The sequence below is a fragment of the Butyrivibrio sp. YAB3001 genome, assembly GCF_900112195.1.
GTDB lineage: Bacteria > Bacillota > Clostridia > Lachnospirales > Lachnospiraceae > Butyrivibrio.
Genome location: NZ_FOKR01000009.1, coordinates 36,696 through 52,374 on the forward strand (window position 1 = coordinate 36,696; position 15,679 = coordinate 52,374).

At 40.6% G+C, this 15,679-nt stretch carries 7 protein-coding genes; all 7 read left to right on the forward strand.

From position 1 onward, the window contains the following. The first annotated feature begins 125 nt into the window (after positions 1-125). The 7 genes from BM086_RS10765 to BM086_RS10800 all read left to right on the forward strand — a co-directional run bounded on the left by BM086_RS10765 (position 126) and on the right by BM086_RS10800 (position 15,487). Positions 126-1,337: a carbamoyl phosphate synthase small subunit gene (locus BM086_RS10765; RefSeq protein WP_092326223.1), complete on the forward strand. Its 1,212-nt coding sequence runs from the start codon at positions 126-128 to the stop codon at positions 1,335-1,337. Continuing rightward, complete coding sequence (carB, locus tag BM086_RS10770; protein WP_092326228.1) at positions 1,337-4,612, forward strand: carbamoyl-phosphate synthase large subunit; 3,276 nt, start codon at positions 1,337-1,339, stop codon at positions 4,610-4,612. Before BM086_RS10765 ends, carB begins: the two co-directional genes overlap by 1 nt. Before the next feature lie 425 nt (positions 4,613-5,037). Then, complete coding sequence (locus tag BM086_RS10775) at positions 5,038-5,481, forward strand: type II 3-dehydroquinate dehydratase (RefSeq protein ID WP_092326231.1); 444 nt, start codon at positions 5,038-5,040, stop codon at positions 5,479-5,481. 76 nt (positions 5,482-5,557) lie between these two features. After that, complete coding sequence (locus tag BM086_RS10780; protein WP_092326234.1) at positions 5,558-7,216, forward strand: sensor domain-containing phosphodiesterase; 1,659 nt, start codon at positions 5,558-5,560, stop codon at positions 7,214-7,216. A gap of 20 nt (positions 7,217-7,236) precedes the next feature. Further along, positions 7,237-7,974, forward strand: coding sequence for a hypothetical protein (locus BM086_RS10785; protein WP_092326237.1), 738 nt, complete (start codon positions 7,237-7,239; stop codon positions 7,972-7,974). 387 nt (positions 7,975-8,361) lie between these two features. Then, positions 8,362-12,531, forward strand: a complete 4,170-nt coding sequence (locus BM086_RS10795; RefSeq protein ID WP_092326243.1) for an endo-1,4-beta-xylanase — start codon at positions 8,362-8,364, stop codon at positions 12,529-12,531. Between the two features lie 139 nt (positions 12,532-12,670). After that, positions 12,671-15,487 (forward strand): glycoside hydrolase family 3 protein, encoded by a 2,817-nt coding sequence (locus BM086_RS10800; protein ID WP_092326246.1) that lies wholly within the window; start codon positions 12,671-12,673, stop codon positions 15,485-15,487. The last annotated feature ends 192 nt before the right edge of the window (positions 15,488-15,679 follow it).

Sequence of the window (15,679 nt, forward strand, 5' to 3'; positions counted from 1 at the left end):
TAAAGAGCACGCACTCGTTACAAGAACTTTTAATGCGACATTCTTTTTACAAAGAAGTACACTGCTTGGAGTCAGGTCAACATTGACCTGATTCTAAGCGAGAATTATAGCAACGGAGGAAATACATGAAAGCATTTTTGATATTGGAGGATGGCACTGTTTTTACGGGGAAACACATCGGTGCCAATAAGGATGTTGTCAGCGAGATAGTTTTTAACACCTCAATGGCGGGTTATACAGAAGTATTTACAGACCCATCCTATGCAGGACAGGCAGTTTGCATGACATATCCCTTGATAGGAAATTATGGCGTATGCCTTGATGATATGGAATCAGAAAAACCTTGGGTTGACGCCATTATAGTAAGAGAGCTTTCCCGTATTCCTTCTAATTTTAGATGTGATATGTCAATTCAGGAATTTCTGGAAAGATATGAGATTCCGGGAATCGAGGGAATTGATACAAGAAAACTTGTAAGGCTCCTTAGAGAAAAAGGAACCATGAACGGTTATATTACTACAAATGAAAACCTTAAGTATGAAGATGTTAAAGAAAAGCTTCATGCCTATGTCACAGGAGACGTAGTACGCAAGGTTTCCTGCACAGAGAAAAAATTTTTAAAGGGTGTCAGCGATTTAAGTGAAAATGGACCTCTCTCAGGAAGCGCAGTTTTTAACAAAGAAGATTATGCAGCAGCTCTTTCAGGTGACAAGAGTAAGAGAGAAAAAAGGCCTGCAATTGTAAAAGAACTTAATGGAAAAGGTCTTAAGATTGCTTTATATGATTTTGGAGCAAAGAAAAATATTGCGGATTCTCTGGCAGCAAGAGGGTGCGATGTGACAATCTACCCATGCGGAACATCTGCTGAGGAAGTCCTTAAGGATGACCCTGATGGAATTATGCTTTCAAACGGCCCCGGAGATCCAAAGGACTGCGGCGATATTATAAAAGAGATTAAAAAGCTCTATGATTCTGATAAGCCAATATTTGCTATCTGCCTTGGCCATCAGCTTATGGCACTTGCAACAGGAGCTGATACTTTTAAACTTAAGTATGGCCACAGAGGAGGAAACCACCCTGTAAAGGATCTTTCCACAGGCAGAGTTTATATTTCTTCTCAGAATCATGGATATGTAGTGGATGTTGATAAACTGGACAGAAAAGTTGCTGAGCCTGCTTTTGTAAATGCTAATGATGGCACAAACGAAGGTCTTTCATATGTGGGCAAAAATATTTTCACAGTTCAGTTTCATCCTGAAGCTTGTCCAGGACCACAGGATTCAAGCTACTTATTTGACAAATTTATAGATATGATAAAAAAGGGAGGTAAGAACTGATGCCAAAGAATAAGGATGTAAAAAAGGTTCTGGTCATCGGTTCAGGACCGATTGTTATTGGACAGGCTGCAGAATTTGACTATGCCGGAACACAGGCCTGCAGATCATTAAAAGAGGAAGGGATTGAGGTAGTTCTTGTTAACTCAAACCCTGCTACTATCATGACGGATAAGGACATTGCCGATGAGGTTTATATTGAGCCCCTTACAGTCAAGGTCCTTGAACAGATAATTGAAAAAGAAAAACCGGATTCAATCCTTCCGACGCTTGGAGGACAGGCAGGACTGAATCTTGGAATGGAGCTTGATGAATCAGGATTTTTGAAATCCCATGGAGTTAAGCTTCTTGGCACAACAGCTGAGACAATCAGAAAAGCAGAGGACAGACAGGAATTTAAGGACACCATGGAAAAAATTGGTGAGCCTTGCGCAGCTTCTTTGGTTGTTCACAATGTTCAGGACGGTGTTGCTTTTGCCAGTAAGATTGGCTACCCTGTAGTGCTTCGTCCTGCGTTTACTCTTGGCGGTTCAGGCGGCGGAATTGCGCATAATCAGGCAGAATGCGAGGAAATTCTTGAGAATGGTCTTCGCCTTTCAAGAGCAAATGAAGTGCTTGTTGAGCGCTGCATTTCCGGTTGGAAAGAAATTGAGTATGAGGTAATGCGTGACAGCGCAGGAAACTGCATAACTGTCTGCAACATGGAAAATATCGATCCTGTCGGCGTGCACACAGGTGATTCAATCGTAGTTGCTCCTTCACAGACACTTTCTGATAAGGAATATCAGATGCTCAGAAGCGCAGCTCTTAATATCATCGATGAGCTAAAGATTACTGGCGGATGTAATGTTCAGTTTGCACTTCACCCAACAAGCTTTGAGTACTGTGTAATCGAGGTTAACCCAAGAGTTAGCCGTTCATCAGCGCTTGCTTCCAAGGCAACAGGTTATCCTATCGCAAAGGTTGCTGCAAAGATTGCCCTTGGATACACTCTCGATGAGATTACAAATGCCATCACAGGCAAGACCGTTGCAATGTTTGAGCCTGCGCTTGACTACTGTGTAGTAAAGTTTCCAAGACTTCCTTTTGATAAATTCATTACAGCCAAGAGAACTCTTACAACGCAGATGAAGGCAACAGGTGAAGTAATGAGCATCTGCACCAACTTCGAAGGCGCTATGATGAAGGCCATCAGATCTTTGGAACAGCATGTGGACTGCCTTACAAGCTATGATTTTTCAGAGCTTGATGAAGATGAACTTTTAGAGAGATTAAAAGTAATCGATGATCAGAGAATCTGGGTAATAGCAGAGGCTCTAAGACGCGGAATCAGCCACGATGAGATCCATGATATCACTCTTATCGACCACTGGTTCATAGATAAACTCCATACTCTTGTTAAGATGGAGATAAGACTTCTTCGTTGCGGAGAAAAGAATACTGCAGGAAAAGCAGGCACTTTAGAGGATGCCAAGAAGATAATCAGTTTTGAAACACTTCTTGAGGCTAAGAGACTTGAGTATCCTGATACTGTAATAAGCAGACTTACAAGATTTTCAGTTGATGTATTAAAAGAGCTTCGAGATGAATATGGAATCTGTGCAAGCTTTAAGATTGTTGATACCTGCGCCGCAGAATTTGCTGCACAGACGCCTTACTATTATTCTGTATACAATGGCCCTGATTCAGAAAATGAAGCGCTTATAAATGATGCTAAGGATAATCACCCTAAAAAGAAAATTCTGGTTCTTGGTTCTGGTCCTATCAGAATCGGTCAGGGAATAGAATTTGACTATTGCTCTGTGCATGCTACATGGGCATTTAAGAATGCAGGATATGAGACAATCATCATAAATAACAACCCCGAGACTGTAAGTACGGACTTTGATATCGCAGACAAGCTTTATTTCGAACCACTTACAGCAGAAGATGTGGAAAACATCGTGCGACTTGAAAAGCCGGATGGAGCAGTAGTTCAGTTTGGCGGACAGACTGCGATAAAACTTACTCAGGACCTTATGAAGATGGGCGTCAAGATTTATGGAACAGACGCTAAAGATGTTGACGCAGCAGAGGATAGAGAAATCTTTGACCAGATTCTTGAACAGACACAGATAAAGAGAGCACAGGGCGCTACAGTTTATACTGCCAAAGAGGCAAAAGAAGTTGCTAACCGTCTCGGATACCCTGTTCTTGTAAGACCTTCCTATGTTCTTGGCGGACAGGGAATGCAGATTGCACTTTCTGATCAGGAAATTGAAGAGTTCATGAATATCATTAACAGATATGCTCAGGACCATCCGATTCTCGTTGACAAATATCTTCAGGGAATTGAGACTGAGGTTGATGCAGTCTGTGACGGCGATGATATTGTTATTCCAGGAATCATGGAGCATATCGAGAGATCCGGAATTCACTCCGGCGACTCTATCTCTGTTTATCCGGCTCAGTCTCTTTCAGATGAAGTAAAAGAGACTATTGCTGAATATACAAGAAGACTTGCAAAGGCTCTTCATGTTGTGGGACTTATAAATGTTCAGTTCATTGCTGTTGGAAACGAAGTATATATCATTGAGGCAAATCCTCGTTCTTCACGTACTGTGCCATATATCAGCAAAGTTACCGGAATTCCGATAGTTGATCTTGCAGCACAGGTAATGATGGGCAAGAAGTTAAAAGACCTTGGATATACACCGGGACTTCAGCCTGAGGCAGGTTACGTTGCCATCAAGATGCCGGTATTCTCTTTTGAAAAGATCAGAGGTGCTGAGATCAGCCTTGGACCTGAAATGAAGAGTACAGGTGAGTGTCTTGGCATAAGCAAGAGCTTTAATGAAGCACTTTACAAGGCATTCCTTGGAGCAGGTGTTAAGCTTCCTAAGTATAAGCAGATGATCATTACTGTGAAGGACAGCGACAAGGGTGAAGTAATAGATATTGCAAGACGATATGAGAAGCTTGGATATATAATCTATGCGACGAGATCTACAGCAGAAACACTTAATGAAAACGGAGTGAAGGCAAGAAAGATCAACAGACTTTCTCAGGAGTCACCTACAGTCATCGACCTTATCCTTGGACATAAGATTGACCTTGTAATTGATACGCCTACACAGGGAAGAGATAAGAGTCGTGACGGATTCCTTATCAGAAGAACTGCCATAGAAACAGGTGTAAATGTAATAACTGCACTTGATACTGCAAGGGCACTTGTTACAAGCCTTGAGAATGAGAGCAGTGAGGAATCACTTACACTTGTCGATATTGCAAAGCTGTAATATTGTATGACTTTTTAGATGAAATTACAGAAATCCGCACTAGCTGCGGATTTCGTGAGAACATGATACGAGAGGCAAATAGGCCCTTCGACGAAGTCGACTTTTAATGGCCTATTTGCGGCATTCTTGAATCTCTGATTCAAGAATGTATAGGATACCGAATTTCCTCAGAAATACGGTATCCGTACTGGACTAGGCTTCACCTTTAGGTGAAGGCGTATCTGCCAAAGGCAGATTTCCGAACGATTTTTCCTTGTTATCGTTCGGAAAGTCATGCATTTTCTCATTCACTGTTACAGGAAAATTGCAGTTAATGCGTGTTTATGTAACTATAATTAAGAATAAATATATAAATACCCCGTAGATCTTTTGCGGGGTATTTGTTTACAAATTGAGCTTAGTGCATTTAAAGAAAGGCTACTACATTGAAAATACTAGTTATAAATGGACCAAATTTAAATTTCCTAGGAATCAGGGAAAAAAATATATATGGAAATCAAGACTACGATTATCTATGCAAATTTATAAAAGAGAATGCTTCTGATAACGGTGATGAAGTTGAGATTTTTCAGTCAAATCATGAAGGCGCGATAATAGACAGAATTCAGGAGGCCTATAGTGATGGAACTGAAGGAATTGTAATAAATCCCGGAGCTTATACACACTATAGCTATGCAATCCATGATGCCCTAAAGAGTGTTGAGCACATAATAAAGGTGGAAGTTCACATTTCAGATATTCAGTCCAGAGAAGAATTCAGAAAAATCTCCGTGACAGCGCCTGCCTGTGACAGGCAGATTTACGGGCATGGGCTCATGGGATATATTGAAGGTATGGATTTTATCCGCCAAAGTTCATTGGTTAAATAAAGAAAAAAATGTGATATAATTACGATATATTGGCTTTATAAATCAAAAAATCATGCAGGGGTAAGACTTATTTACTATGGCTGTAGGAACCTACGATACAATTAACAGGATATTTGATACCTTCGCAGTTACGTCAAGGAGCCGCTATGTTTTTGTTTATGATATGAATAAAAACATTTCAAGATGGTCACTTAACGCAGTGGATTATTTCGGCCTTACGGGAGAGTACATTTATAATGCTTCAACTGTCTGGGAAAACCGTATTCATCCGGATGACAGGGATAATTATGAGGAATATATAAATGCGGCTTTTTCAGGGGCAAAGGTAAATCCTAATCTTGAGTACAGGGCACGTAACAAGAATGGAGAATATGTTGTTTGTTCCAGCAGAGGAGTGGTAATAAAGGATTACGCAGGAAAACCTGTATTTTATGCATGCTCGATAATAAATAAGGGTATTGTGGATAATAATGACCCGATAACTCTTTTACCAAATCAGTATGAGATGTTAAACTACATGCGGCAGCTCAAAAATCAGAAGAAACAATATGCTATTCTGATGATAAATTTTATTGATTTTGGCGATATTAACAGACGATATGGATATACTCTCGGAAATAATATACTCAGGGCTACTGCCAAGAAGCTTTTGCAGGATTCTGAGGGCAAAGGCAAAGTTTATCGTGGTGACGGCACCATACTTGCGCTTATTTCAGATTCCATGAGTGTTGATGAGGTAAAAAAGTTCTATGGAGTAATGAGAGCTTTTACCAGGGATGCCCTTACTATCAAAGGCAAAAAAGTCGGGGCAGAGATTGGCGGAGGCGTCATTCTTGCTTCTGATTTTGATATTGATGAGCATTCGATTTATACCAGCGCAAAATATGCCCTTGATTTTTCAAAGACGCAGCGTCATGGAAATCTTATTATTTTCCACAATGACGAGCTCGATAATAAGAACACCAGCATCGAGAAAGTTGATGCTGTAAGAAATAGCGTTTTAAATGGCATGGAAGGCTTTTATCTTGAGTATCAGCCTATCGTCGCTGCCAATAACGGAAGACTTGTGGGTATGGAAGTCTTTGTGAGGTGGCAGAAAGAGCCATTTGGAGCTGTTTCTCCTTCAGAATTTGTTCCGTGGCTTGAACAGGATCAGGTATTTTATAATCTGGGCAACTGGATTTTGGAAAATGCACTTAAAGATGCGCTTGAAGTAAGACATCATGTAAAGAATTTTTATTTGAGCGTAAACCTTGCGTTCATGCAGCTTGAAAGGTCCGAGTTCAGGACTACGCTTATTGACATTTTAAGAAAAACGGGATATCCTGCTACAGGATTGTGCCTGGAATTAACTCAGGGCAGCAGGCAGCTTAGCATGGAACACTTAAAGAGCCAGATAGAGTTCCTTAAGTCCTGCGGAGTCAGGATTGGACTCGATGTTACGGATTTTGCTTCACTTGATTATGTGAGACAGATTCCTGTTGATCTGGTAAATATTGTGCCTGCTCTTACTGATGGTATTGAGCAGAATACAACAAATAAGTTTGTGATTGAGGCGATTACTTCATTTACTCACAGATTGCGGATAAGAACGTGCTTTACCGGAATCGAAGATGAAGAAACTGCCGCAATTGCCAAGCAGTATCCGGTGTCTGACCTTATGGGCTACTATTATGGAAGACCATGCGGTATAGATAAGTTTAAAGAGCTGGATATTTATAAGAACATTAAATGATTTTTAAAGGATTATATTAGATGAGCAAAACCTTTCGCTATATTCAAAATGAGGATGTGCTTAAATCTTTTGAAGACTTCAGAGATACAGTGCTTAAGGAGAGGCCGGTGGTTATCGCCAGGCATGGGGACTATTCTCTTTTACTGGAAAAAAGATCTGAAGATGTTTTAGGACTTAAGATAGTTAATGATGAAAAAAAGACTGTTGTAAGTGACAGAACTTATGATATAAAAAGAACAAATAATGAGCTGATTGCAAGGGGAGTGCGTCACGCTTGTCAGAAGATGTCAGAGCTTTGCGATGAGGACATCAATAGGAAAAGATTTCAGATCTGGAAGTGGTATCTTCTGGACTGGCAGAAACATCATGCGGATGAAACACAGGAACTTATAGATAGGGAAATAGAATGGGATGAGGAAGTTGCCAAGACAGAAGCAGACCTCATGGACATGGAAAAGTTTTTACACGGAGATTACTTAAATCTTGGAAATACTCTTAGTCTTATCGATACTTATCTTAAGGATGAGACACATAAGGAAGTTTTCAGGAAGTTTGCTGTTTCAGATATTATGGAAATGACCAGCGAGGATACAAAGGTCAAATCCTTGGAAGAGGCTGAGCACAAGAATCAGAAAGAAGAGCTTAAACTTCACACTTATCAGTTTAAGGTAAGTGTTGAGGCTACTGACAGGGAACATGCCCGTCAGGCACTTATCCGTTATCTTGGTGGTGACGACCGCATATCGGTGCAGAAGTGATGATTTCACTAAAGATAAGAAAAACTGGGATCTATTTAACAAGATAATTCAATATGTTTTGTTTAGACCATATCAAGCAGAGGTTTGATATGGTCTATTTTTTGTGGTACAAAATTGGCAATCCAATGGATACTTTTATACAAGTTCATTTGCTGGTCGTAGGTGAAATCAGGTATCTGACAGTAAGGCAAGATAAACTGACGGCTTTGCATTGGGGTTGTGATATACCGCTTAACACAACATTGAGAAAACTGACAATTTTTGGCAATATTTGAAACTTTGATAGCATTTTGTGGTAAGCGGTATGTGCAAAAATACTTAATAATTATTTCATGTGTGTGAAAAATGGGGAATATGCACAAAAATAACAATGGAGGAGAAAAAAGAATGCACAAAAAATGGTTGGGGTTTTCCTCTGTCATGATGGCTGGAATGCTGGCAGTTTCTAGTGTCAGTCCCGCAGCTTTTGAGGCAAGAGCAGCTGAACTTGGGGAAGAAAAAGCTGTTATTACCGAAGAAGCTTCTCTTGATGAGACTAAGGACAGTGAAGAAACTAAGGCTCAGAAGGACACAGAGGAAAAGGCATCTGATGAAGAAGCTAAGGAGGCTGCTGAAGGAAGCAGCGCTGAAACTTCTGAGAAGGAAGAAAAGGCTTCTACAGATGTAGAAGAAAGCAAGGAAGATGATTCAAAAGCTGATGAAAAAGAATCATCTGACGAGAAGTCCGAAGATAAAGTAAAGGACGACACAGAAGAAAAGAAAGACAGCAAGGAAGAAGCTGACGAGGAAGAATCTAAAGACAAAGATTCTAAGGAAAAAGAAACAAAAGAGGACAAAGAAAAATCTGACAATGAGGATAAGTCAGAGGAAAAAGATAAAAAGGACGATAAGAAAGAAACTGATAAAGAAAAGAAGGATGATGCAGAAGATGCTGAGAAAAAGGACAACAGCCTTATTTTCTTTGACAGATGGAATCAGAGTTCTACCTTTTCAGGAGTTCTTTCTTTTGAAAAGCAGTATCAGGAGTATGTATATGACCTTGGTGAAACTTATGACGCTTCAATCGTTAAGAGCATAAAGGTTAAGGTTTCAGACCAGGGAGATAACGTATGCATTAAGCTCTATGATGACAGCCTTACAGAGAAGCAGGCTAATTACGGCTGCAACGGAAGCAGTGAATATGTGATGATTCCAAACTATGACGGAAAAGTCAGATATATAGCTGTAATGTCTATGGCTGATGGTGAGGACAAATATCCTTACGGGATCACAGTTGACGAGGTATCAGTTGATGCTGAGGCTTCTACTGAACAGCAGAATGAAGAGACAGTAGTATTTAAGGGTGACGACCTTAAGTTCTCCGGAAGATGGGATAAAAAAGAAGTAGAAGGAAATACATTAACTTATGAGGAAGCATGGTCTGAATACTGGTTCTCTTTTGGCAGAGAATTTGCAGCAGACAGCATTAAGTCCATCAAAGTTAAAGTAAAAGATCAGGACCTTTCAGTAGCATTTAAGATTTACGATGCTGATGGAGGTGAAATTCAGGCTTTCTACGGACAGAATGGTAAGAATGAATACGTACTATATCCTAGTCAGGATAAGGGCGCAACACACTTTGCTGTAATGGCAATGAACGACCAGACATATCCCGGTTCTATCACCATTGAGAGTGTTGAAGTAAAGGTTGATACAACACCCGAAAGTGAGAAGCCTGAAAAAGGTGTTGAATATGATATCGTAGATCTTCGTGATCCTATGACAGAAATTCTTGGCGATGACTTTATAGTTGGTACAGCAATCAGCTATCAGGAATTTGCTGATTCAGCAGAGATGGAGCTTGTTACAAAGCACTTCAACGGAGTTACACTTGGTAATGAATTAAAGCCTGACTCAATGCTTAAAAAAGACGCTGAGATCAAGACAGTTGAGCTTAATGGAGAAGAGTTTGCTTTCCCTGAGCTTAATTTCTCCAACCCTGAAAGATATCTTGATTTCTTTGTTGACTGGAACAATGAGCATCCGGACAAAAAGATCCGAATAAGAGGACACGTTCTTGTATGGCATTCACAGACACCTGAGTTCTTCTTCCATGAGGATTATGATACAAGCAAGCCTTATGTAACACCTGAGGTTATGAATAAGCGTCTTGAGTACTACATAAAGAGCGTTGCTGAGCATTTTACAGCAGAGGGAAGCAAGTATAGAGATCTTTTCTATGGCTGGGATGTTGTAAACGAGGCTGTAAGTGACAGCACAGGCACATACAGAAATGCAAGCGAGAATTCAAGCTGGTGGGCTGTTTATAATTCATGTGAGTTTATACAGAACGCATTTGTATATGCAAACAGATACATGCCTTCTAATATAGCTCTTTTCTACAATGATTATAATGAGACCGGTACAAACAAGATGGGTGGAATCTGTGAACTTCTTAAAACTGTTAAGAACACAGAAGGCGCTCGTATCGATGGTATGGGAATGCAGGCTCACTATCAGATTGAGAGCAATTCACCATCCATGGATCAGTTCAAGGTAGCAGCTAAGACTTATGGAGAGATCGTAGACCAGGTTCAGATTACAGAGCTTGACTTTAAGGGAAGCGCAAACAGCACAGATGAAAGACTTGCTGAGAGATATAAGGCTGTTTACGATACAATCAGACGTTTAAAAGCAGAGGGAACAAACATCACCGGTATGACAATCTGGGGAGTTGTAGATAAGCATTCCTGGCTCCAGACTGCAAATAATAACGGTGGCGGCTCAAACGGAAGCTCAAGACAGTATCCACTTCTTTTTGATGATAATTACAAGGCTAAGAATTCTTTCTGGGCACTTGCAAATGCAGGAGAACTTGAGCCTGAAATCAAGAATATCATTCTTATCCAGAATATAAACGGTGACTTTACTACAGGCAACGAATATTCATTTGGTGAGGGTGAATCAAAGCTTTCCTTCGTTCCAATGTGGGATGAAAACGGCGTTGCAGTTAAGGTAACTGTCCTTGATGGAAATGCAGAGGATAATGACAGCTTCACAGTTTATGCCGATGATGGCAATAGCATCAAAGCAGTAACAGTTACAAGAAGCGAGGCTACAGCTGTCGAAGGTGGTTATGAATCAGTTGTAAGACTTGATGTTGATAAAGACGTTCTTGCTTCAAATAAGCTTAAGCTTGATGTAACATTCAAAGATGGTGAAAAGACATTTGCCTTTGGCGATACAACCTTCAAGCAGGCTGATAGCAGCAAATACTTTGCAGAGACAGTTGTTAAGCCGCTTCTTTCAGTGAATAAGGGAACAGTTGTAGTTGACGGTGATCCATCAGATGAAGACTGGGCAAAGGCTAAGGAACTTCAGCTTACTATCAATACTGGAGCAAACGTTACAGCAAATGCCAAGACTCTTTGGGATGAAGAAAATCTCTATGTTCTCGTTGATGTAAAAGATCCTGTTCTTAACAAGGATTCATCACAGAATCATGAGCAGGATTCACTTGAAGTATTCATTGATGAGAATAACCATAAGACAACATCCTATGAAGAGGATGACAAGCAGTACAGAATCAACTATGAGAATACACAGAGCTTTAACGGTAAAAAATGTCTTGAAGAAAACATGAAATCTGCAGCAGTAGTTACAGAAGACGGCTACAGAATCGAAGCTGCTTTCAAGTGGACGGACATTACACCACAGGCAGGAAATAAGGTAGGTCTTGAACTTCAGATCAACGATGCTGATGATTCAGGAAAGAGAATCGGAACACTTAGCTGGGCTGATAAGACAGGAAACGGATGGTCATCACCTGAAGTATTCGGAACAATTCTTTTGACAGTGGAAAATGCAGATACACCTGATACTCCTGTTGATCCGGATCCTGCAGATGAACCAGTAGATCCAAATCCTTCAGATGACCCTGTAGATCCAAATCCGACAGATGATCCTGTAGATCCTAATCCATCAGATGACCCTGAAGATCCAAATCCATCAGATGACCCTGAAGATCCAAATCCTTCAGATGATCCTGTAGATCCTAACCCATCAGATGACCCTGTAGACCCGGATCCAACAGATGATCCTGTAGATCCTGCCCCGATAGTTGAACCGGAAAAGGAAGAGGCAAGACTTGTAAGCTTCCTTGGATTTACATTCTACGTAACAGCAGACGGAACAAGACTTACTGGCTTCCATACAATTGATGGAAATGATTACTACTTTGGCTCAACAGGCATTATGTACAGGCTTTCCTGGATCAACGAGAATGGTAACTGGTACTATGCAAAGCTTGACGGAACACTTGCCAAGAATGAAATAGTATCAAGACTTCTTTCAAGATATATCTTTAACGAAGAAGGCGTGATGCAGACCGGATTTGTTCACTTTAACGGTAATGATTATTACTGCGGAACAAGCGGAGCAATCTATACAAACAGCTTTATCACAGTAGATTGCAAGACCTACTATGCAAAAAATGATGGACGTCTTGCTAAGAATGAGACAATCTGGAGACTTTTCAGAAGATACAGATTCGATGAGAACGGAGTTCTTGTAAAATAATTAAATTATTATGAAAAAGGGAAGAGTGCTCTAAAAATGCGCTCTTTCCTTTTTTGATTAATGTCACATTGAATGATAAAATACCACAGGGGAAAGACTAACAGGTTATATTTGTTTTTAGCTTTTAAAGGAGAAAAACATGGCAAATAAGGTATGGGATCTGGAAAAATTCAAGCAGACAGCAAGAGAGGCAGCGGCAGAGGGAATAGTTCTTCTTAAGAATGACAAGAATGCGCTTCCTTTTGCGAAGGGTACGAAAATTGCAGTCTTTGGAAGAAGTCAGATGAATTATTATAAGAGCGGAACCGGCTCAGGCGGAATGGTAAATGTTGACTATGTGGTTGGGATTTATGAGGCTTTGGAGAAATCTGAGCATGTGTCTGTTAATAAAAATGTCAGAAAGGCATATGAGAAATTTGTAAGTGAAAATCCTTTTGATCATGGTGTTGGCTGGGCAGCAGAACCCTGGTTTCAGAAAGAGATGCCACTTGATGATGAACTTGTAAAAAAGGCTTCAAAGGAGTCTGACGCAGCAGTGTTTATCATCGGAAGAACAGCAGGTGAAGATCAGGATAACAAAAATGAGCAGGGAAGCTTTCTTTTAACAGATGAGGAGATAGCTTCTCTTAAGAAGGTGTGCAAGGCTTTCGACAGAACGATAGTGCTATTAAATGTCGGAAATATAATCGACATGAAGTGGGTCAATGAGATTAACCCTGAAGCAGTGCTATATGTCTGGCAGGGTGGGCAGGAAGGCGGAAATGCAGTACTTGACGTTCTTTGCGGTGATGTTAACCCTTCCGGAAAATTATCTGACACAATTGCGGCAGATATTTATGACTATCCGTCTACAGAGTTTTTTGGCTCTGATACCAGAAACTATCAGGTGGAAGATGTGTATGTGGGATATAGATATTTTGAGACCTTTGATAAAGAATCCGTTCTATATCCGTTTGGATTTGGTCTTTCCTATACTTCTTTTGGCATAGAGACAGATGGCTTTAAGTATGATAAAAAAGATGGCGTAAAAGTAGATGCGCTTGTTACCAATAAAGGGGATGTTCCCGGAAAAGAAGTCGTGCAGGTATATGTAGAAGCTCCTCAGGGCATTCTTGGAAAGCCTGCGAGAGTTCTTTGCGGCTTTGCAAAGACGGATGTTTTAAAGCCCTCAGAGAGCCAGAAGATAAGCTTTGATATTCCAAAATACTGGATGGCTTCATATGATGACGGAGGCGTTACAGGTAATAAATCAGCCTACGTTTTGGAAGACGGCGATTATAAGATCTTTGTTGGAAGTGATGTGAGAAGCGCGGAACTTGCAGGAGAGTTTAGCATTGCAAAGACAGAAGCTGTATATCAGTGTGAGGAAGCTTATGCTCCAGTACAGGCGTTTGACCGTCTTCTTCCTGTGTTTGACGGAAATGGATATCTTAAGGTGTTCGAGGATGCGCCTACAAGGACTCTTGATCCTAATAAGAAGAGAAAAGACAGACTTCCAAAGGCTGAAAAGTATACAGGAGATAAAGGCTATAAGCTAAAAGATGTTGAAGAAGGCAAGGTGACTATGGAGAAATTCATAGCACAGCTTTCGGATGAAGATCTTTGCGCAATGGTCAGAGGCGAGGGAATGTGCTCACCTAAAGTTACTGCGGGAATTGCGGGAGCTTTCGGAGGAGTGACTGATAAGCTGTCCGGTTTTGGAATCCCTGTTGCAGGATGCTCTGATGGCCCAAGCGGAATCAGAATGGACTGCGGAACACATGCTTTTTCTCTTCCAAACGGAACCTGCCTTGCATGTTCTTTTAATGAAGAGATAAATGAAAGACTCTTTAGCTATGAGGCACTGGATCTTAGAAGACACAGAATTGATGCACTTTTGGGACCAGGAATGAACATTCACAGAAGCCCGTTAAACGGCAGAAACTTCGAGTATTTTTCTGAGGATCCGCTGCTTACCGGAAAGCTTGTTTCTGCGCAGCTTCGCGGAATGCATAAGTATGATGTAACAGGCGTTATAAAGCATTTTGCAGGAAATACACAGGAACTTAACAGACATAATGTCAATAACATAGTATCAGAGAGAGCTCTTCGAGAAATTTATCTGAAGGGCTTTGAGATAGCTGTAAGAGAAGGCGGAGCCAGGGCAATAATGAGTACCTATGGCCCTGTAAATGGCATCTGGACTGCCAGCAGCTATGACCTTCTTACAACCATTTTGAGAAATGAGTGGGGCTATGACGGAATCGTTATGACTGACTGGTGGGCAATGGGCAATGATGAAGCCGGCGCTCCCGGAAGCTATCAGAATGTATCTTCTCAGGTTCGCGCTCAGAATGACCTTAATATGGTAAACACCAGTGCAGAACTCAATTCAGGCGGAGATGACCTTATGGATGCTCTTGAGAAGGGCAGATTATCAAGGGCGGAGCTTGCAAGAAGCGCAGCCAATATCCTTAGGTTCTTACTAAAGACACCTGTGTACAGGCATATGCTTGGAGAAGAATCAGAACTTGATAAAGAGCTCAAAGGTGCAGTTTCTGCTGACGAGGCATCACTTAAGGATACAATAAAAGTAATACTTGCTGATACAGAAGCTTCTCTTGATGTGGAAAAGATAAAGATAGAAAAGGGCAGTTCCACAGTATTTGGAGTTACCTGTCTGCAAAAATGCTTCATTGACCTTGAACTTGTCATGAAAGCAGATAACCAGCCTGATGTTGCCCAGCTTCCGCTTTCAATATTCCAGGATAAAGAACTTGTGAAGACTATTACTTTAACTGGTATGGATAAGGAGTGGAAAAACTATAGGATAACCCTGATTCCTGCGTTTATGAATAATTTCTTCCTGAAATTCTATTTTGCTCAGGGAGGCATTGCAATTAAATCTGCAAAGCTTATCAAGACACAGGAAATAGTAGATGATTCCAAAAAAGGAATTACTGAACTTACAGACTGACTTTTTGCTTTGTTTATCATTTGTTTACCTTTTTTTTATAAATGCAATATGCCGAAACTAAATTTCACTTTTTTTTAATAATTTAGCGGTGGAAAGTGCTGATATTGCTCTATCTTTTGCAGAAAATATGGTATATAATGTACCCATTAAATGAAATTTTGTTGTAAACAATGAAAGGTTGAGGGGCCACGG